Annotated in this window: 18 protein-coding genes; 10 read left to right on the forward strand and 8 right to left on the reverse strand. The window is 68.1% G+C overall.

What is annotated here, in order from left to right; genetic code table 11:
- Nucleotides 1-98: 98 nt before the first annotated feature.
- The 6 genes from ACIRG5_RS24955 to ACIRG5_RS24980 all read right to left on the reverse strand — a co-directional run bounded on the left by ACIRG5_RS24955 (nt 99) and on the right by ACIRG5_RS24980 (nt 5,153).
- Nucleotides 99-677 (reverse strand): NAD-binding protein, encoded by a 579-nt coding sequence (locus ACIRG5_RS24955; protein ID WP_402908514.1) that lies wholly within the window; start codon nt 675-677, stop codon nt 99-101.
- 122 nt (nt 678-799) lie between these two features.
- Entirely contained in the window at nt 800-2,107 is a 1,308-nt protein-coding gene (nhaA, locus tag ACIRG5_RS24960; RefSeq protein WP_402908516.1) for a Na+/H+ antiporter NhaA, read from the reverse strand.
- 223 nt (nt 2,108-2,330) lie between these two features.
- Complete coding sequence (locus tag ACIRG5_RS24965; RefSeq protein WP_402908518.1) at nt 2,331-2,762, reverse strand: NfeD family protein; 432 nt, start codon at nt 2,760-2,762, stop codon at nt 2,331-2,333.
- Nucleotides 2,763-2,894: 132 nt separating this feature from the next.
- Entirely contained in the window at nt 2,895-3,149 is a 255-nt protein-coding gene (locus tag ACIRG5_RS24970; RefSeq protein ID WP_402908520.1) for a PucR family transcriptional regulator, read from the reverse strand.
- Between the two features lie 48 nt (nt 3,150-3,197).
- Complete coding sequence (locus tag ACIRG5_RS24975; RefSeq protein ID WP_402908522.1) at nt 3,198-4,001, reverse strand: PucR family transcriptional regulator; 804 nt, start codon at nt 3,999-4,001, stop codon at nt 3,198-3,200.
- 78 nt (nt 4,002-4,079) lie between these two features.
- Nucleotides 4,080-5,153: a hypothetical protein gene (locus ACIRG5_RS24980; RefSeq protein ID WP_402908524.1), complete on the reverse strand. Its 1,074-nt coding sequence runs from the start codon at nt 5,151-5,153 to the stop codon at nt 4,080-4,082.
- A gap of 669 nt (nt 5,154-5,822) precedes the next feature.
- On the opposite strand from ACIRG5_RS24980, the gene ctaD reads away from it, so the two are divergent.
- From ctaD to ACIRG5_RS25020, 8 genes are all read left to right on the forward strand, one after another.
- Nucleotides 5,823-7,541 carry a cytochrome c oxidase subunit I gene (ctaD, locus tag ACIRG5_RS24985; RefSeq protein ID WP_402908526.1) on the forward strand — a complete coding sequence of 573 codons (1,719 nt, stop codon included), beginning with the start codon at nt 5,823-5,825 and terminating at the stop codon, nt 7,539-7,541.
- A gap of 250 nt (nt 7,542-7,791) precedes the next feature.
- Complete coding sequence (locus tag ACIRG5_RS24990) at nt 7,792-8,481, forward strand: response regulator transcription factor (protein ID WP_402908528.1); 690 nt, start codon at nt 7,792-7,794, stop codon at nt 8,479-8,481.
- Complete coding sequence (locus ACIRG5_RS24995) at nt 8,478-9,857, forward strand: ATP-binding protein (RefSeq protein ID WP_402908530.1); 1,380 nt, start codon at nt 8,478-8,480, stop codon at nt 9,855-9,857. The genes ACIRG5_RS24990 and ACIRG5_RS24995 overlap by 4 nt, the downstream gene beginning before the upstream one ends.
- A 48-nt stretch (nt 9,858-9,905) precedes the next feature.
- On the forward strand, nt 9,906-11,303 hold the full coding sequence (locus ACIRG5_RS25000) for a ferric reductase-like transmembrane domain-containing protein (RefSeq protein ID WP_402908532.1): 1,398 nt from the start codon (nt 9,906-9,908) through the stop codon (nt 11,301-11,303).
- A 13-nt stretch (nt 11,304-11,316) separates the two neighbouring features.
- Complete coding sequence (locus ACIRG5_RS25005; RefSeq protein ID WP_402908534.1) at nt 11,317-11,748, forward strand: FMN-binding protein; 432 nt, start codon at nt 11,317-11,319, stop codon at nt 11,746-11,748.
- A gap of 24 nt (nt 11,749-11,772) precedes the next feature.
- Nucleotides 11,773-12,333: a hypothetical protein gene (locus ACIRG5_RS25010; protein WP_402908536.1), complete on the forward strand. Its 561-nt coding sequence runs from the start codon at nt 11,773-11,775 to the stop codon at nt 12,331-12,333.
- Nucleotides 12,334-12,460: 127 nt separating this feature from the next.
- Nucleotides 12,461-13,603 carry a hypothetical protein gene (locus tag ACIRG5_RS25015; protein WP_402908538.1) on the forward strand — a complete coding sequence of 381 codons (1,143 nt, stop codon included), beginning with the start codon at nt 12,461-12,463 and terminating at the stop codon, nt 13,601-13,603.
- A gap of 37 nt (nt 13,604-13,640) precedes the next feature.
- Nucleotides 13,641-14,750, forward strand: coding sequence for an MAB_1171c family putative transporter (locus tag ACIRG5_RS25020; RefSeq protein ID WP_402908540.1), 1,110 nt, complete (start codon nt 13,641-13,643; stop codon nt 14,748-14,750).
- A gap of 310 nt (nt 14,751-15,060) precedes the next feature.
- Here the strand turns inward: ACIRG5_RS25020 and ACIRG5_RS25025 are convergent, their stop codons facing one another.
- A complete protein-coding gene (locus ACIRG5_RS25025; RefSeq protein ID WP_402908542.1) occupies nt 15,061-16,077 on the reverse strand; it encodes a LacI family DNA-binding transcriptional regulator in 1,017 nt (338 codons plus the stop codon).
- Nucleotides 16,078-16,239: 162 nt separating this feature from the next.
- Between ACIRG5_RS25025 and ACIRG5_RS25030 the strand changes: the two genes are divergently transcribed.
- A complete protein-coding gene (locus ACIRG5_RS25030; RefSeq protein ID WP_402908544.1) occupies nt 16,240-17,178 on the forward strand; it encodes a substrate-binding domain-containing protein in 939 nt (312 codons plus the stop codon).
- Between the two features lie 35 nt (nt 17,179-17,213).
- On the opposite strand, the gene ACIRG5_RS25035 is transcribed toward ACIRG5_RS25030, so the two are convergent.
- The gene (locus ACIRG5_RS25035) at nt 17,214-18,230 is read right to left on the reverse strand and encodes a PucR family transcriptional regulator (RefSeq protein WP_402908546.1); all 1,017 of its coding nucleotides are present in this window, start codon (nt 18,228-18,230) and stop codon (nt 17,214-17,216) included.
- A 119-nt stretch (nt 18,231-18,349) separates the two neighbouring features.
- Here ACIRG5_RS25035 and ACIRG5_RS25040 point away from each other — a divergent pair, with 119 nt between their 5' ends.
- The gene (locus ACIRG5_RS25040; protein WP_402908548.1) at nt 18,350-19,366 is read left to right on the forward strand and encodes an SDR family NAD(P)-dependent oxidoreductase; all 1,017 of its coding nucleotides are present in this window, start codon (nt 18,350-18,352) and stop codon (nt 19,364-19,366) included.
- The last annotated feature ends 36 nt before the right edge of the window (nt 19,367-19,402 follow it).

A 19,402-nucleotide genomic window follows, 5' to 3' on the forward strand; every position in this document is an offset into this window, starting at 1 on the left:
CGGATGTCAGCGCGGGAGCCGTACCCGCCCTCGCCGGATCTGTACCAATCGCAGGCCGGGATCTTCAGCTTCCGCCACGAGGTGCCGCAAGTGCGCGCTTACGCGTGGTCGGTGCGGAGTTCGAGGAGCCGGTCGCCGGCACGCAGCACATGAGGCTGGGCTTGGTCACGCCAGCGGTGGTCGTCGCCCCGCACGGCGGCGAGGATCACCGGTGCGCATTCGGACAGGCGCCGGCCGACCTCGCTCGCGAACACGGCTCGCTCGACCAGCACCAGGTCCCCGTGATCGCGGATGAGGTCGGCCGGCGGTGTCTCGTCCACCACGACGTGATCAGCGCCAAGGTAGAGGCCCAGCTCCCGCCATTGCGGGTCGTGGAGGGCGATGTGCACGGTCGCTTGGTCGTTGAGCCAGCGGACCGCGCGCAGAACGCGCAGGGCGACCGCGTCATCCGCCACCATGATGATCACTCGCGTCGCGTGCGGGACGTCCGCTTCGCGCAGGGCGGCCACATCGGTCCCGTTGCCGATCACGGGCCGGGCCCCGCACCGCGAGACGTCGTCGGCACCAACCAGATCGGTGTCGATCACGGCCAGCGACTGGAGCTGGGGCCCGAACATCGCGCTGACCACTCGTCTGCCACGCCCGCCGAAACCGATGAGGACGGTGTGTGAGCTCAAGGCGACTCCTGGTTTGCGGCGTGACAAATCAACCGCCGACCAGTCTTCCCGGCACACCTCGTACGGAAAGATAACCGTTGACGGCCATCACCGCGTTACAACCCGGCGTGGTGACCTGGTCGTCAGTCGTTCGTGGTCCGGGCGTTTTCCGCCTCGTCCTGGTGCACGTCGGGAATTCCGTCGTTGTCCGCGTCGCGGTTCTCCTCCTCGTAGATGCGTCGGTAGATCCGGTTGCGCGCACGGAGGATCACGGTCGCGATCAGGGCGGAGAGCACCGAGCCCAGGAGGATGGCGACCTTGGCGTTGCTGTAGTCGCTGCTGCCTTCGCCGAAGGAGAGTTCGCTGACCAGCAGCGAGACGGTGAAGCCGATTCCAGCGAGGACGGACAGGCCGACCGCGTCGACCCACGCCAGGTCGTCGTCCAGTTCCGCCTTGGTGAACCGCGCGACGAGGTAGGTCGCAGCGGTGATGCCGATGGGTTTGCCCACCAGCAGGCCGAGCACGATACCGAGAGTGACGCTGTCGGAGAGGGAGCTGACGAAGCCGCTCAGACCACCGATGGACACGCCGGCTGCGAAGAAGGCGAACACGGGGACGGCGATGCCAGTGGATATCGGCTGCCAGCGGTGCTGGAAGATCTCGGCGAGTCCGGGGCCCTCGCCGCAGCGGCGGATCACCGGCACGGCGAAGCCGAGCAGGACCCCTGCCACAGTCGCGTGCACCCCAGAGGCGTGCATCAACGCCCACGTCGCCACGGCCAAGGGGATGAGCAGCCACCACGCCCGGACCCGGCGTTGCACGAGAACGGTGAACAGCGTCAGCGGGACGAACATCAACGCCAGCGGCAGCCACGACAGGTGATCGGTGTAGAAGAGCGCGATGATCACGATCGCGATCAGGTCGTCCACGACCGCGAGGGTGAGCAGGAAGGTGCGCAAGGCCGAGGGGAGACAGCGCCCGATCACCGCGAGGACCGCGAGCGCGAACGCGATGTCCGTCGCGGTCGGGATGGCCCATCCCGCCAGCGCGGGACCACCACCGAGGTTGATCCCCGCGTAGATCAGCGCGGGCACCGCGACGCCGCCGAACGCCGCCGCGACCGGGACCGCGGCGCGCCGGGGATCCCTCAGGTCACCGGCGACGAACTCGCGTTTGAGCTCCAGGCCGGCGACGAAGAAGAAGATCACGAGCAGGCCGTCGGAAGCCCATTCGGCCAGGCTGAGCCGCAGGTGCAGGGACTCGGGGCCCAACTCGACCGACCTGAGGGTCTCGTAGATCGATGCCCACGGAGAGTTGGCCAGGATCAAACCGATGGAGGCGGCGACCAGCATGATGACGCCGCCGACCGTCTCCAGGCGCAGCAGGTCGGAGATGCGCCTGGCCTCGGGCCAGGAACCGCGGCTGAACAACCGGGTCTTCGCGTGGGTCAAGGCTCACTCCGGGTGTCGTCGGCCGCAACGCCGACCAGACTTCCCGGCACACCATGCCGTTAGCAACGGCAACCATCCGACCGTACCTCACGAACGGCCATGGCGCCGTTCACATGATCTTGTTCTCGTGCTGCTGTTCGAGCCCGATGCGCACAGCGCGCAGAACTGTGAACGCCGCGAAGACCGCGAGCACGAGTCCGGCGATGAGCAGTGTGGACATGGCTCACTCCCGTGGGTAGACGACGGCGACGCTGCCGTCGATGTGCAGAACGTCGACCGTGCTTCCAGCGGGGACGACGACGGACTCGTCGTACGGCCGTGCCGTCCAGTCCTCTCCGCGCAGGCGCACCAGCCCTTCGTGGGCGTTCACCTCGCGAAGCACGTGGGCACTGGCGCCGACGAGCGCCTCGACGCCGAACCGATCGAGGCGAGGCTGCGACATCGCGCGCCGCGCCCAGGGCCTGGCGAGCAGAACCCCCAGCGCGGACACCACGCTGAACACGAGGAGCTGCCCGGGAACCGGCAGTCCGATCGCCGCCGTACCCGCGGTGACGAAGCCCGCGACGGCGAGCATGCCCAGCGCCGCTGTCAGGGTGAAGATCTCGGCGATGGCGAGCACCAGCGCGACGATCAGCCAGACGAACCAGGGATCCATGGTGCGACCCTCCCCACGTGGAGGTACGCGTCGAACGCGCGACGTCTCCGTTCCGTCGTCGGTCCGTGTCACGTCGTGGCACAGGTGTCAGCCCGGCCATTTCAGGCGCCGCTGCCTGCCGACCACCGGCAATCACAGCGCAGGACTGGGCCAGCCGAGCAGGCGGGCGCCGAGCACCGCGACCTGGAGGGTGAATCCCTGGGCCGGATCGTCCGCGCGATACCCGGTCAACTCGCGAACGCGGCCGAGGCGGTAGGTGACCGTGCGGACGCCGACGCCCAGGGTCTGAGCGGTCGCGGTCGTCACCCGTCCGGAAGCGAAGTAGGCGTTCAGCGTGTCGACCAGGCGTTCGGCGCCGCCTCTGGCCTGTCGCAGCGGCTCCAGCACGGCGGTGACGAGCTCGCCCAGCGCCGCGCTGTCGCGCAGGAGGACCTGTTAGACCAGCAGATCCGCGGCCTTGACCAGCCGGTCGGCCAGGTCGAGGCGGTCGGCCAGCTCCAGCGCGTTGCGTGCTTGTTCGAACGAGCGAACGGTGCCGCCGGGACCGGACTGCGGCTGGCCCAGCCCGACCCGCCACTGCGACCCCCGTTCGACGACCTCGCCGACGCGGCGGGCGAACTCCTCCGGTGCGCCTGCGAGGTCGTGTGGGACCACGCACACGAGCAGACCTTCTCGCGTGGCGACGAGTACGTGGCGAGAGCTGAAGCGCAGGCTCATGGCGGACTGGACGTTCGCGGAAGCCGCGTCCGAGTCGAGGAAGGGCCTGGACGAGCACGCCGCGGCCACGACGTTCGTGCCCGCGAGCCGCAGCCCGTAGCGCTCGGCCCGTTCCGCGAGCTGGCCGACATCGCGTCCGGTGAGAAGGTCGTCGACGAACTCACGTCGCAGCGACTCCTCTCTGCGCACCGTCCAGCGCTGAGTCTCCTCGTAGCCCTTGGTGAGCTCGCCGACCGCGTCCTCCGCCGCACGGAACACGGCTTCACCGACCCGTTTCAGGGCGTCGGTCGACTGTGCGCCCGTGACACCGGGCAAGGATGCCCAGGACCGCCACATCTCTGCCAGATGACCTGTGATCAGATCTCGCAGCGGCACACCGTCTTCCGCTGCGCCGGCGCCCGCGTCGTGCAGCTCATGTCTCTCGTGCACCGACAGCGCCCTGCCCGCGACGCTGATCTCCCGCAGGGCTCGGGCGAACTCCGGGACGTCGGCCGGTGCCGACCTCGTGGATTGCTTGGCCATGCGCCCTCCCGGGCAGTTCAGGTGGGCGCGAGCTCCGCTCACACCTCGGAGACCAACGCTCCCTTGTGGACGATCGAGTCATGCGGCGGACCGTTCGGGCACCTGTTGGGCGAGAAGTGACAGCTCCTTCTTCGTCGGTGAGCTGACGTAGTGCTCCACCCTCAGGTCCCGGACGTGCTCGCGGACATCGGCCCGTGCCCGCTCCAGGCATGTCATGAGCTCGGCCGAGACGAGCTGGGCGTTCCTGGCGTGGATCTGTCCGGTCAGTTCGATGCCGGTGGTGATCCCGTCGGCGTTCACGGTGACCGCGACGGAGCCGTCGTCCGTAGTCGAAGTCGCTCTCGCCGCGCCGAGCATTTCCAGCATTTCGAGGTAGCGTGCGCGTTCCTGCTCGACCGCCGCCTCGACGCGCTGCTCCCAGCGGATTTTGCGCAGGCGCAGGAGTTCACACAGCACGACCGCTTTCTCCGCGGGTACGGCCCAGGTCCCCGACGAAGTCCGGAGTACCAGTGCGAGACCGTTGCCTCGGTTCGTGCTCTTCATCGTGACCGACACGTCGTGGAGATGGTGGAAGGAGACCCCGGCGTCGAGCCGGCCACCGCCTTCGCGGAAAGTCCAGTCCACCCGGTCCGTTCCGATGACGATGCGCGAGCACGCGCTGCGGAACACCAGCCGGAACGGCGTGGAGCCGAGCTCGGCCACCGGAGAGGCCAGCAGCGAGTGGCACGCCTTCCTGGCCAGCGGCCACGCCGAACCCGCGCCCAGAACACCCAGCGCGAGTAACGCCTTGACCGCTACCGCGGTCCCGGTGGCGGTGCGCACGGCGATGCCGAAGCCCGGTACCACGCCCAGAACCAGCTGGGTGCCCGTCATCAGCACGGTTGCGGGGAACCACGAGGCCGGATCGGTGAGGCCGTCGCGCCGGAGCCACACCACGAGGGCGACGCCGGACGCCGCGGCCGTGAGAACCGGAATCACCGACCACCAGGGCACGTCAGTGGCCTGCAGGTGGGGCAGGAGCGCGAAAGCCAGGCACAGCAGGCCGAGCAACAACGGCACACCCACCATGGAGATGAGGACGAAGGTCCTCGTGCGCTGCCACCGCGCAGCCAGCGCGATGGCGACCTGTGGGCTGTCGATCAACGGAATCATGCGTGGAACCAGAACCACGGCACACCTCACCCCAAAGTGATCCAGCGGCGTGAACGCCTTGGAAGACAGGAAGAAGACGAGCGGCCCCGCATCGGGGTGCCCAGCTAACCGAACCGACGCGCAGATCAGCGTTCGGGCGGATGTCCCGTCCTGGCGAACCGGGGGAAAGGGAGTGCGGAGAATGATCGAAGCCGAGGCATGGCACCTCAAGTCGTGTATCCGCCGCCACCGTGTTGTGACGAGCGGGCCGACCAGGCTTCCCGGCGCTCCACCCATCAAGATGCCGTAAAAGTGCGCCGGAGGCAAACCCTCACCTGGCTGAACTCCTTCGAGGCGGTGAGCGCCGCCGCGCCGCTCCGTGACGCAGAGATCACGTGAAGATCTGCCTGGCCTGTCTGAACCGTGCGGACGTGCCAGGTATTGATGACGTGCGACGTGCGGCAGGTGTGCGTTGCAGCTCGGTCTCGCCGGGTGCGTCGTGGACCCCGCGTGGTGGAGCCGATGAGTTCGCGACCACGTTCCGCCGCTGCGCACCTGGCGACCGGAGACCATCGGTCCACGAGGTGTCACCGGCGAAGGTCCCTGACTGGAGTGACCTTGTGCTCTGAAGGCCTTCTGTCGCCAGGAAGAGCCTGTAAGTGCTCCTCCCGGACGACACTGGAGAGATCCGTGACGGCATTGGTTCCCACCCCGATCGAGGTTCACGCGAGCGCGGCGCGTGCTCGGCCGAAAGGCTCGTCGTTGCTGTGGTTGTTCCGCACCACCGACCACAAGCAGATCGGCGTCATGTACCTGGTCACCACGTTCGCGTTCTTCATGGTGGGCGGGGCGATGGCGATGCTGATCCGGGGCGAGCTCGCGCGCCCGGGCCTGCAGTTCCTGTCGGCTGAGCAGTACAACCAGCTGTTCACGATGCACGGCACCGTCATGCTGCTGCTCTACGCGACGCCGAGTGTGTTCGGTTTCGCCAACTTCGTGCTGCCGCTGCAGATCGGCTCACCGGACGTCGCCTTCCCGCGTTTGAACGCTCTGTCGTTCTGGTTGTTCCTCTTCGGTGGGCTGCTGATGCTGGGCGGGTTCGTCACGCCCGGCGGTGCCGCCGACTTCGGCTGGTTCGCCTACGTTCCGCTGTCGAGTGTGGAGCACTCACCCGGAGTGGGTGCCAACCTGTGGATCGTCGGCGTCGCGGTCGGTGGTCTCGGCACGATCCTCGGCGCGGTCAACATGATCACGACGGTGGTCTGCCTGCGCGGTCCTGGCATGACGATGTGGAGGATGCCCGTCTTCACCTGGAACGTCCTGGTGACCAGCATTCTCGTGCTGATCGTCTTCCCGATCCTGACGGCGGCCGGGTTCGGGTTGCTCGCGGACCGGTTGCTCGGGGCGCACGTGTTCGACCCGGCCAACGGCGGAGTCGTGCTGTGGCAGCACATGTTCTGGTTCTTCGGCCACCCCGAGGTGTACATCCTGGCGTTGCCGTTCTTCGGGGTGATCTCGGAGATCATCCCGGTGTTCTCCCGCAAGCCGGTCTTCGGCTACAAAGGACTGGTGTGGGCGACGCTGTCGATCGCCGCGCTGTCGCTCGCGGTGTGGGCGCACCACATGTACGCCACCGGGGCCGTGCTGCTGCCGTTCTTCGCACTGCTGACGTTCCTCGTCGCGATTCCCACAGGCATCAAGTTCTTCAACTGGATCGGCACCATGTGGAAGGGACAGCTCACCTTCGAGTCGCCGATGCTGTTCTCCGTCGGCTTCCTGGTGACCTTCCTGTTCGGTGGGCTGAGCGGTGTCCTGCTCGCCGCGCCACCGCTGGACTTCCACGTCTCGGACACCTACTTCGTGGTGGCCCACTTCCACTACGTCCTGTACGGCACGATCGTGTTCGCGACGTTCGCCGGCATCTACTTCTGGTTCCCGAAGATCACCGGCAGGATGATGGACGAACGCCTCGCGAAGCTGCACTTCTGGACCACGTTCGTCGGGTTCCACACCACGTTCCTGGTGCAGCACTGGCTCGGCAACCAGGGCATGCCCCGCCGCTACGCCGACTACCTCGCCACGGACGGCTTCACCGGGCTCAACACGCTGTCCACCGTCGGTGCCTACGTCCTCGGTGCCTCGACGCTGCCGTTCATCTGGAACGTCGTCCGGAGCTACCGGTACGGCGAGGCCGTGACGGTCGACGACCCGTGGGGGTTCGGCAACTCGCTGGAATGGGCCACCTCGTGCCCGCCACCGCGGCACAACTTCACCGAACTGCCGCGGATCCGCTCGAACCGGCCGGCGTTCGACCTGCACTACCCGCACATGGTCGAGCGGACCCGACGGGAGGCGTACGCCGGCTTCACCGGCAGGGAACTGCCCGCCGCCGACCAGGAACCCGGCTGAACAGCTTCATCGGCCAGGTGAGGAGGCCGCGCCACTTCCGTCGAGAACCGCCGGCGTCGCGATCGCTGCGCCGGGGAACGCCGGCACGGCGATCGCGACGCCGGCGGCGACCGTGAGTACGACCCAGGCGAACACGCGGCGAGTCGGGAGCCGATGGGCGACGCCATCGTCGGTGGCACGTCGCTCGACGATCTGCCAGGTCCGAACGGACCGGTGCTCGGTGCCGGGTTCGGCGGGGCATTATGGCGTCGTGCCGCACCGTGTTCTGCTAGCCGATGATGATCGGGCGATCCGTGAGTCGCTCGTGCGCGCGCTCGCCCTGGAGGGGTACCAGGTCACTGAGGCCGTGGACGGGGTGAGTGCGTTGGCGACTGCTCGCCAGAACGTCTTCGACGTGCTGATCGTCGACGTGATGATGCCCGGCGTGGACGGGCTCGGGGTGTGCCGGGTGCTGCGGGCCGAGGATGATCAGACGCCGATCCTGATGTTGACGGCCAGGGTGGAGACGCCGGACCGGGTGGCGGGGCTCGACGCCGGCGCCGACGACTACCTGCCCAAGCCGTTCGAGCTGGACGAGTTGCTCGCCCGGCTGCGGGCGCTGCTGCGCCGGAGCTCGGTGGAGCTGGGGACGGCGGCTCAGCGCGCGTTGCGGCTGGGGGAGCTGGTGGTGGATCCGGCCGCGCGGCGGGTGTGGTGGCGCGGCACCGAGATCGCCTTGTCGAAGACGGAGTTCGACCTGCTGGAGCTGCTGGTGCGCAACGCGGGGATCGTGCTCGACCACTCGACGATCTACCAGCGGATCTGGGGTTACGACTTCGGCTCCGACTCGAAGAACCTGGCGGTGTACATCGGCTACCTGCGGCGCAAGCTGGAACAGGCCGGTGCGTTGGGGCTGATCCACACCGTGCGCGGGGTGGGCTACTCGGTGCGGCCGTCGTGAACCTGCGCGGCAAGCTGGTGATCGCCTTTGCCGGGGTGGGTGCGGCCACGGCGGTGCTGGTGGGCGTGTTCAGCTACCAGGCGGCGTCGCGGCAGATCGGCGCTGAGCTGGACCGGTCGTTGCTGACCACCTCCGCCGAGGTCGCGGCCGGCGCGACGCAGGTCCTCGACCCGAGTCCGATCACGCGTGGTCGCGTCGGTGACGGCCTTCACCAGGCACAGCCGATGGTCGCCCAGTCCATCGGCCCGGACGGGCAGGTGCGTCCGATCGGTGGGCGGGCTGTGCGACTGGCCGTGGATGACGAGGACCGTGAGCTGGCCGCTTCCGGCTCGGCCGGACAACGCCGCTACCAGGACCTGACGGTCGCTCCGGACGACTACCGGGTGATCACCGTGGCGCTGGGCGATGGTCGCGGGGCGATCCAGCTCGGCATCGACGTCGACGAGTCCCGGCACGTGCTCGGTTCGCTGGCGGGCAGCATCGCCGCGGTCAGCGCGCTCGTGCTGGTGGTGGCCGCGGCGCTGGGCTGGCTGCTCGCCCGGCAGATCACCCGGCGGCTCGTGAGGCTGACGGAGGTGGCGGGGCGGGTCAGCGACGGCGGTCTCGACGGCGTCGCGGTGCCCGGCGGTGGCGATGACGAGGTCGGGAGGCTCGCCGCGGCGTTCGACCGGATGCTCGGCAGGCTCGCGGACAGCCGTGCCGACCAGGAACGCCTGGTCCAGGACGCCGCCCACGAGCTTCGCACCCCGCTGACGAGCCTGCGTACCAACGCGAGCGTGCTGCGCCGGTTCGACGAGCTCGATCCCGATGCCCGCGTCCGCCTGCTGGCCGACGTCGACGGGGAGTCCAGAGAGCTGAGCCATCTCGTCGACGAGCTCGTCGATCTGGCGACCCGGCGCTACGAGTCCGAGGAGCCGGAACCTCTCGGACTGCGTGAGGTCGTCGCGCGTGCCGTCGACCGGGTCCGCAGGAGGACCGGCCGCACCGTCACCGCGGACGTCGAGGACATCTCACTGGTGGGCCAGGCGAAGGCGCTTGAGCGCGCGGTGTCGAACCTGCTGGAGAACGCCGTGAAGTTCGACCCCGCAGGCCCGATCGAGGTCGTGGCACGCGACGGCCGGATACAGGTGCTCGACCGCGGTCCTGGGATCGGTGACGAGGACGTGGCGCGGGTGTTCGACCGGTTCTACCGCGCCGACGCCGCGCGTGGGTTGCCCGGATCCGGCCTGGGCCTGTCGATCGTGCGGGAGATCGCTCTCGCCCACGGCGGCACGGTCTTCGCCGAACCGCGTCCTGGCGGGGGTGCCGTCGTCGGCTTCACCGTCGGGGCTGATCGCTTCTTACCGGTTTCTCACCTGGATCACGTCAAGGACTAACCGGCCCCCGGAAGTGTGGATCGAGACGATCTACCTCCGGGAGCACCCATGGCGACTACCCTCACCACGCCACACGCCGCACTGCGGCGACCACGTCCGGTGCGCGCGTGGTGGCGTGACGCCTCCGGACTGACGGCATGGGCGAGCCTGCTGTTCGTGACCGCGCTGTGGGTGTCGGACCGCGGTGTGCAGGACCTCGGCACCACAGCCGGGTTCCTCACCTCCACCGGCCGCCTCACCGGGCTGCTGTCGGCGGACCTGCTGCTCCTGCAGGTGCTGCTGATGGCGCGAATCCCGTGGCTTGAGCGGAGCTACGGACAGGACGAACTCGCCCGGATGCACCGGCTCACCGGGTTCGCGTCGGTTTCGCTGATGGCCGCGCACATCGTGCTGATCAGCCTCGGTTACGCCGCCAACGACCAGCTGGGACTCGTCACCGAGATCTGGACTCTGGTGACCACTTACGCCGGCATGCTCCTCGCGACCGCGGGCACCGTCGCCCTGATCCTCGTCGCCGTGACGTCGGTGCGGGCGGCACGACGGCGTCTGCGGTACGAGTCGTGGCACCTGCTGCACCTCTACGCCTACCTCGGCGTGGGACTCGCGTTGCCGCACCAGCTGTGGACCGGCGCCGACTTCACCGCCTCACCGGTGGCGACCGCGTTCTGGTGGACGGCGTACGCGCTGGCGGCAGGCGCGGTGCTCGTGTTCCGCCTCGGCCTGCCGATCCGGCTCAACCTCCGGCACCGGCTCGTCGTCGACCAGGTGGTGCCCGAAGGCCCCGGAACCGTCTCGGTGTACCTGACCGGCCGGCACCTCGACCGGCTGGTGGCGGTGGCGGGACAGTTCTTCGTCTGGAGATTCCTCGGCGGACCGGGCTGGACGCGCGGCAAGCCGTACTCCCTGTCCGCCGAACCCGACGGACACCGCCTGCGGATCACGGCCAAGGACCTCGGCCCCGGCAGCCGCCGCCTGGCCACCCTCCGCCCCGGCACCCGCGCCCTGGTCGAAGGTCCGTACGGGACGCTCACCGCGCTCGTCCGGACCCGGTGGAAGGTGGCGATGTTCGCCGCGGGCATCGGGATCACACCGATGCGGGCGTTGCTGGCGGAGCTGCCGTACGCGCCCGGCGACGCCGTGCTCTTCTACCGAGCCGGCCATCAGGGAGACCTGCTGTTCCGTCGAGAGCTGGAAGAGCTGGCGGAACGGCGGGGCATCCGGATCCACTACCTGCTCGGTCACCGTTCCGCGGACACCGCTTCCTGGCTACCCGCCGGCTACGCCTCCGCGCCCGACAGCACCGTGCTGCGCCACCTCGTGCCCGACATCGCCGACCACGACGTCTACGTCTGCGGTCCGCAGGCCTGGACCACCGCGGTGCTCGCCGGCGCACGCCAAGCCGGCGTGCCGGTCGGCCAGCTCCACTCCGAACTTTTCGCTTGGTAGGGAAGGACTTCCGATGCGAAGGATCGCCATCGCCGTCGCGGCGACCGCCTCGGCCCTCGTGCTGGTGTTCAGCTACCGCACCAGCACCGGCATCGCTCCGGTCGCCGAGGGCCAGTCATCCGGCGGCCAGCGGACCGGTACCGCCGCACCCGGTTCCACGCCCGGAGGAGACGGCACGTTCACCGGTGAAGCCGCCGACACCCGCTACGGCCCGGTGCGGGTGCGGATCACCGTCTCCGGCGGCCGCATCACCGACGCGCAGGCTGTCGAGTACCCGCAGGAGAGCGGGCGCGACGTCCGGATCAACTCCGCTGCCGTGCCGCGGCTCAACCAGGAGACGCTGCAGGCGCAAAGCGCACAGATCGACACCGTCAGCGGAGCCACCTACACCTCCGAGGGTTACCAGCAGTCCCTGCAGTCGGCACTCGATGCCGCCCGTGGATGAGAATCCCTACCGCACAAGGACATCATGAACACCCTGAACGGCCTGCCCGCCCACATCCTGCTCGTGCACGCAGTCGTCGTCCTGTTGCCACTCACCGCCCTGCTGCTCGTGCTCAGCGCGGTCTGGCCCGCCGCGCGCCACAGACTCGCCGGTGCGAACGCGATCCTGGCCGGCGTGGTCGTCGTCCTCGTCCCGGTCACAACAGAGGCGGGTGAATGGCTCGAACACCGCGTCACCGCAACGCCGTTGGTACGTGCGCACGCCGAACTCGGCGACACAGCTCTGATCGTCGCGATCCCCGTGGCTCTTCTCGCTCTGGCGATCTGGTGGCGTGACCGCGAGAGCCGGGAGATCCAGGCCATCGACACGGCCGGTAGCGGCTCGTCCGCGGTCCAGCGCCGTCGTCGTGCGTTTCTGGCACCGGCTTCCGCCACGGTGACCGTCGTGATCTCGATCCTGGCCGTGGTGTCGGCAGGAGCTGCGGTCTACGACACCTATCGGATCGGCGATTCGGGTGCGCAGGCCAGCTGGCAGGGCAAGTTCAGCACCACCCCTTCTCGCACCGCCGGTTTCGGTGGCGGCTGAAACCCCGGTGTGAAGGTCCGCACAGGCGCAGAGCGAAACTCAGATCATCGTGCACTCAGGAGACTCGATGCTCTCCGACTTCTTCTGATGGAGGTAGTCGTGAGCATGGCGTAGTTTCCCGGCACACGTGAGCTTCTTGCCGTGGGGCACGCGTGGTTCTTCTCGCCTCGTACGTGCGGAGTGGACGCGGATGACGTACTACAAGTTCGCCGACTACTGGCCGATTCTCAGTGATGGCTTCGCCGAGTCGAGGGACCGCTTGGTCAAGAACGTCGCGGCACACAGCGTGCGGGCGAGCTCTTACGGCTTGGTGAGGGCCTCGGTCGACGTGGTCGCGGGCTTGCCGGACGAGTACGCGCAGGGCATCTACGCGCAGCCGCACACCTTTCCCGCGGTTCTCCGCTTCTCCGACGGTCTCGGCCGCATCCGCCCCGGAGTGGGCTTCGGAGCCGTCTGCGGGGTCGGCGTCAAGATGTTCGACGTTCCGGGCCGTTCGCTGACGAAGGACGGTCCGGACGCTGGGACGTTCGACCTGGAGCTCATCAACAGCCCTACGTTCTTCTGCAACACGGCACGCGACTACGTCGCTTTTGAGGCGTTGTGCGCAGAACTGCCGGAGGTCCTGCTCGCCGAGGCAGATCGGCGTGACTGGTTCTACAGGTTCGTCACCGGTGATGGCACGCTTCCGCGCGGCGACTGGTTGTGGGACGAGTTGTTCTCGTTCGTGACCTTGGAGTCGATACCGCACAAGAACCTGCTGAGCTACGACTACTGGAGCATCGGTGCGCTCAGGCATGGTGACTACATCGCGAAGGTGCGACTCAGACCGGCCGAGGTGTCGTCGCGATCTGTCGACCACGAAGCCGGCACCGGAACCGCCGCCGAGTCCTTCCGCGCCGGCCTGGTCGAGGAGGCCGGTGAACGCGAGCACCGGTTCGACCTGCAGGTGCAACTGGCTGTCGCTCTCTCGCGGACGCCGGTGCACAACACGTCCAAGCGGTGGTCGGAGCAGGATTCTCCGTTCGTCACCGTCGCCAGGATCCTCGTGCCGCGCCAGGACATCTCGATGGACGCCAACCTCGTGTCGGCCGACGCCACGATGATCACGCCGTGGCGGTCGCGGGAAGAACACCGGCCGCTCGGCGAGATCATGGAACTGGGCCGGTCGGTCTGCGTCCACGACCAGTTCGGCTGTCCGAAGGGTGGTGAGCCCGGGAACGTCGAGGAGCTGATGGGCTGCGGCTCGCGTTCCAGCGAGTGGAGTTGGTGACCGCGAGCGGTCCTGGTTCACCGAGACGGGAGCTGTGGTGGAACATCTGAGAAGCGTTCAGGCCGTCCTCTGGTTCACCGCGCTGGCGCTGTTCCTGTGGCTTTCGGTGCGCAAGCCGGCAGACAGGCGTCTGCACTGCGTCACGACGCTGATCGCCTGCTGGGCCGTCGGGCATCCCTTCGGCGAGGCGGCGTCGGTGGGGGAGTCCTTCCTCGAACTCGATCCGCTCGTGTGCCAGCTCGTCCAGCACGTGCTGCTCGCCTCGGGTGTCTACAGCCTGATCTGCTTCTTCCTGGTGAGCGCTGTGCCTGGCACCTCGCGCGGCGCTGCGAGGGTGCAGGCTGTCCCACTGGCCTTGAGCGTCGTCGTCATGACGGTCGCGGTGCTGGCCACTCCTGAAAGCCTGAGGGTTGCCGCCGCACTCGTGCCCAGCTCCAACGGAGGGGGTCCGACGGGGATCGCTGCGATCGCCTTCTTCTACGGCACAGCGAACGCATACCTGCTTTACGCGTTCGTCGTGATGATCGTCTGGGCGCGGCGCAGTGCGCCCGGGGCCGTGCCAGGGGTGCGCTGGGGGTTGTGGGCGATCACCGTCGGGCTGTCGCTCCTGGCAGCGGCCGAAAGCGTGTTCGTGGCGTCGAACGTCCTGCGGTACTTCAGTTCTCCTGCTCCGCGTTCCGTGCTCGTGGCGGCGGTGTTCGTGCTGATGCTCGGCATCATCTCGTTCGTGTGCGGCGTCATGACGCCTGTAGTCGTGTTGAAGGTCCTCGGCGGGCGCATCTGGTTCGAGCGACTGCGTGCGTACCGCCAGCTGGGTCCTTTGTGGACTCTGCTGAACGCGTCGTTCCCGCAGAACCGGCTTGAGCGGCTGCCGCTGTTGCCGTGGTGGCGCAGCGTGAGTCCGCTCCATGTCCACCGGCGGTACTACCGCCGCGTGATCGAGTGTCGTGACGGTCTGGTGCGAGTCGGTCCTCATGCCGCACTGCTGCCGGCGACGTTGCCTCCCGCGGAGCGGTTGCGTGCGGCCCTGCGTCTGTGCGCCGGCGCCGGAGACGCCCCGATGGCTCCGGTCGCGTTCGCCCTGCCGGGCTCGGACGGGCTGGACGCCGACGTGAGAGAGCTGGTGGCGCTGTCCCGAGCGCTGTGAGCCTTCCAGAGCTCCGGCATCGATCAGGTGAGCCTGCCGGTGAGCGGGCTTCGTCCCGAATTTGTCAGAGGCATTCCGAATTCTGCTGATGGAGATCGCTCGTCGCGATGACGTACTTTGCCGAGGGCGTGAAAGCCTGCGGCCATCGTCCGATGGCCGTCTTCTTCTCGAGTCGTCGGGAGACGGGACTGGAGTGGTCGTACTGCCTTCGCGTGTGCCACGGTGTGATGCGGACTGTCGCGCACCTGCTCCAGCAAGCCGTTGCCGGCCTCGACGCCGGCGGCGCACCAGTGCGGAGCACGCTGCTCCGTTACGAGGGCAGTCGGCGCGCCGTGCTGCGACGCACCGCGAGATGAGTGGGGAGCACGATGTCGTGCTGGCCCGCTGTTCCGGAGAGCTGTTCCAGCAGCAGCCTTCCCAACAGCCTGCCCTGTTCCGGAACGGGCTGGGAAACGGTCGTGAGCTCCAGCGGTTCGGCGAGTTCGTGGTCGTCGAAGCCGATCAACGACAGATCCTCGGGAACTCTCATGCCATGTCGCCGCAACGATCCCAGCGCGCCGAAAGCCATCTCGTCCGACGCCGCGAACACCGCGGTGGGCAACGGCGATCGGCTGAGCAGCTGTGACATCGCGTGATCACCACTCGCCGCGGTGAAGTCACCGTCCACCCGCCAGCGCGGATCCGGTTCGATTCCCGCCGCGAGCAGGGTGTCCTGGTACGCGTTGACCCGGTCGCCGCTCGAGGTGAAGCCAAGATCGACGTTCGCCTGGCCGGTGATGATCGCGATGTCGCGATGGCCCAGGTTGATCAGGTGGCGGACCGCGGTGGTGGCGGCGGCGTGGTCGTCGATCCGCACACAGGGATGATCCCCGACGCGCGTGCCCAGCGTGGCGACGGGTATCCGCAGGAGTTCCAGCGCCGCGATCTCGCTCTCACGCAGCGGAAGGCACAGAACCGCGAGGGCGTCGACCCGCCGGCGCACCGGCAGCTCGGTGAAGAACCGTCTCCGCTGTTCCTCCTCCAGCCCGACGCTGTAGAGGACCAGGTCCAGCCCGTACCGGCGGAGCTCCTGCTCGGCGTTGACGATCACTTTGCTGAAGAACCAGCGGTCCACGTACGGGACGATGAAACCGATGGAGTTCGTCTTCCTGGACGCGAAGCTCGAGGCGTTGAACGACGCCACGTATCCCAGCCGACGAGCGGCCAGTTCCACCCTCTGCCTGGTAGCGGGGGCAACGGTGCTCAGGCCTCGCAACGCCCTCGACGCGGTCGCCAGCGACACTCCTGCCGTGTCCGCCACGTCCTTGAGCGAGACCTCGTCGGCCACGCGCCGCCCTCTTCTCCGCCAGCCACCCAACCGCGTCGACCTCGACGGTACTCGAACCGCCGCTGTCCAGCGACGGCGCGGCAGCGACAGTAAGCTCGGCTGCCGACTGGTCAACACGGGGGCTGACCGGCTCGGACGTGGTGACAACGGGAGTGGGGACACATGCTGTCGGCGACCGGTGAGGACGAGTGGGGGCCGATTCCTGAGCAGCTCCCGGCCGGGCCTGCACTGGGACTGCTCGTGCCGTCGCTCGCGAACCCCTTCTGGGGTGCGCTCGCGCGGGAACTCGAGCAGGTGTCCTCGCGCGACGGTTACCAGCTGCGGGTGTGCAACAGCGAGCGTGATCGGAACCGCGAAGTCCGCTACGTCGAACAACTTCTGGCCGAAGGCGTGCGCGGTGTGGTGACCTGTTCGTCCTCACTGGACCTGCGGCACTTCGAACCGCTCATCGACCGAGGCGCGCGCGTGGTCGCGATGGACCGTTCCGGTCGGCCAGGCGACCCGGCGCACGTCGCGAACGTGTGCATCGACAATGCCCGCGGCGTCAGGCTCGCGGTGGATCACCTGCGCTCCCTGGGGCATCGGCGGATCTGTTACGTCTCGGCCCCGATCCCCAGTGTGAGCCGTGACGAGCGGACGCGGGCCTTCCGTGCGGCCGTGGCGGATTCAGGACTGTCGCTCGAGGACTGTGTCGTGTGGCCGGAGCGCGGTCATGTGCCGTTCGGAGACACCGCGCTGGCGGAACTCGGCCGCACTGCGGCCTGCGAGCTGCTCAACGGAGGCGAAGGGCAGGCGACGGCTTTCGTCTGCGTCAACGACATGTGCGCTCTGGGGTTCGCGAGCGGGGCTTTCGACCTCGGTTACCGGATTCCGGAGGACATCTCCGTGGTCGGATTCGACGACGTCCTCCTCGCCGCCTTCTTCCAGCCGCCGCTCACCACGGTCAAACAGCCGCTGGCCGCCATGTCCGCCGCCGCGTTCGCCGCGTTGCGGGACCTGACCAGTGGCGAAGATCGGATCATTCCGCCTACGACCGTGGTGACGCCCGAACTGGTCGTACGTGCGTCCACAGGTCCTGTTCCCCGTCCAGGCGGTGGGTAGGCCGTTCCGCGCGGTGTCGGTCGGGCGCTCGGTCCTCAGGCGATGTTGAGTCCACGGTGACGTTCCTCGTCGACGGCGACCGCGGCGAAGCCCGCGCGGAACAGCATGAGCTCGCGGGAGTCGCTGGGATCCCAGCCGGTGAGCTGGGAGATGCGGGTCATGCGGTAATCCAGGGTGCTGCGGTGAACGAACAGCCGACGGGCGGCCTCGTTGCGGTTGCCGTTGGTGTGGAAGAGGACTTTGAGCGTGTGCGTCAGCGTGTCGTTCTGCATGACCCTGGACACCACCGAGGCGAGTGACCTCTCGGTCTCCGCGTCCTGGACGGCCAGCAGTTCGAGCAGGACGTGCTGGCGTTCGTAGATCCCAGGCGGGCAGTCGAGCGCTCTGGTGATCAACGCGATTCGCCGCGCCTGTTCCAGCGGTAGCCTGCGGTTCGGGCTCCTGGACGCGGCGATTCCGGTCCAGTGCTCGTCCCTGAGCCCGGGGTGGAGCTCGGCGAGAAGGTGTTTGGCCTCTTCCGGCTTCGCGGCGATGAGCAGCCTGCCGGGCTGGAGCGGGTCGATGCGGAGCACCTTCTCCGCGGCGCCGCCGGTGATGCGCGCGTCCTGGGCCGGAGGCGGGACCATCACCGCGAACGTGGTCGCGAGTTCTTTTCCTGCGCGGTTGGCGGCGTGCTGGTGGTAGCCGCGGAAGAAGGCTTGTGACAGCCGCTCCACGACCTCGGCGACGTGATGCGGCTGCGTCGCGCGTTCGCGGTGCAGCAGCTTGGTCAGCAGGCAGCGGAGCTGGGGCAGCGCGTCACCGAGGGAACGCCCGTGCCGGGAGCAGGACGCACCGGCCTCGAAGACGACGACCGCCGCGGGTGGGTCGACCACGATTCGACCGGTCAGGGGGTCTGCGGTGAGGCCGGCCAGGACGGCCTGCAGACGGCGCTCGAGGTGCGCCGGGAAGAGATCGGTGAGATTGCTGTGCTCCTTTTCCCGATCACAGCTCTTGTCGCGGCCGTTCACGCTGGTACCCGCCTCTCCGCGTCGTCTGGTGGTCTTCCGCATCCGTACAGTGCATCGCCTCGGAGAGCCATGCAAGCTTTGCATAGCAATTGCAAATGTTGCTCCGTTGAACCTCAAGGTTTGCCCAAGACGACCGATTGGCTGAGTGTCCGAATGCTAGCTTGAGCTGCGAATCTATCCGATTTTGGTCTGGACCAGCTGCGGTTCTCGTCAATCGTGAAAGCTTTACGCAAAAGGTGGCCATCGCGGTTGCGACGGCAACAGTCGTCAGTGTCCGCACGCCACCCGGTCACCATGTGGAGAATGCTTTGCGCCCTGTCGCCCTGATCACCGGAACGTCGTCGGGAATCGGCCTCGCGGTCGCCGTGAAAGCCGCTCGGGCCGGTTACCGCACGGTTGCCACAATGCGTGACACAGCCAAGGCCGGTGATCTGCTCGAGGCAGCTGCCGAAGCCGGTGTGCGGGTGGACGTCCGCCGGCTCGACGTCGTCGACCGCGATTCGGTCGCGGCTGCGGTCGCCGGCGTGGTCGCCGACCACGGTGGTCTCGACGTGGTGGTGAACAACGCTGGTCAGGGCCATGTGGGGACGGTGGAGGTGGACTCCGTCGAAGACTTCCGCCGGACGATGGAGGTGAATTTCTTCGGCGTGCTCCACGTGACGAAGGAGGCGATGCCGCACCTGCGCGCGAACCGCGGCCGGCTGGTCACCGTCACGAGTGTCGGTGGCGTCGTCGGGCAGCCGTTCAACGAGGCTTACTGCGCGGCGAAGTTCGCGGTCGAGGGGATGATGGAGTCCCTGGCGCCGGTGGCCGCCACCCAGGGTGTCCGCGTCGTGGTCGTCGAGCCCGGTGCGGTCGGCTCGAACTTCCTGGAGAACGTGAGCGTGGGGTCCGAGCTCGAGAACGGTTCCGGGGAAGGGTGGCGCGATGCGGCCGGCGCAGCGCCAATGCCCTACGCACGGGCTTTGCGCAGTTATCTCGAACGCTCCACCGTGGGGCTCGCGCGGGCGCAGACGCCCGACGAAGTGGCCGACCACGTTCTGCGAGTTCTCTCGTCCGACGCGCCGCCCTTCCGGGTGCAGACCTCCGACGCGGCGCGTCGGCTCGTCGGTCTCAAGCTGGTGGACACGGACGGTGCGGCGGTGACCGGAGTGACCGCGCAGTGGTTGCGATGGTGAGGCGTGCTTCGCCGAGGTCCGATGTGGACGGCGAGA

Origin of the sequence: Lentzea sp. NPDC102401, assembly GCF_044765805.1 — a bacterium.
Lineage (GTDB): Bacteria > Actinomycetota > Actinomycetes > Mycobacteriales > Pseudonocardiaceae > Lentzea > Lentzea sokolovensis.

Bases quoted from the DNA above. Each gene is read 5' to 3' on its own strand.
- ACIRG5_RS24965 (WP_402908518.1), bottom strand. From the start codon at position 2,762: ATGGATCCCTGGTTCGTCTGGCTGATCGTCGCGCTGGTGCTCGCCATC.
- ACIRG5_RS25030 (WP_402908544.1), top strand. From the start codon at position 16,240: ATGCTGTCGGCGACCGGTGAGGACGAGTGGGGGCCGATTCCTGAGCAG.
- ACIRG5_RS24980 (WP_402908524.1), bottom strand. From the start codon at position 5,153: ATGATTCCGTTGATCGACAGCCCACAGGTCGCCATCGCGCTGGCTGCG.
- ACIRG5_RS25005 (WP_402908534.1), top strand. From the start codon at position 11,317: ATGCGAAGGATCGCCATCGCCGTCGCGGCGACCGCCTCGGCCCTCGTG.
- ACIRG5_RS24975 (WP_402908522.1), bottom strand. From the start codon at position 4,001: ATGGCCAAGCAATCCACGAGGTCGGCACCGGCCGACGTCCCGGAGTTC.
- ACIRG5_RS25000 (WP_402908532.1), top strand. From the start codon at position 9,906: ATGGCGACTACCCTCACCACGCCACACGCCGCACTGCGGCGACCACGT.
- ACIRG5_RS25035 (WP_402908546.1), bottom strand. From the start codon at position 18,230: ATGCGGAAGACCACCAGACGACGCGGAGAGGCGGGTACCAGCGTGAAC.
- ACIRG5_RS25010 (WP_402908536.1), top strand. From the start codon at position 11,773: ATGAACACCCTGAACGGCCTGCCCGCCCACATCCTGCTCGTGCACGCA.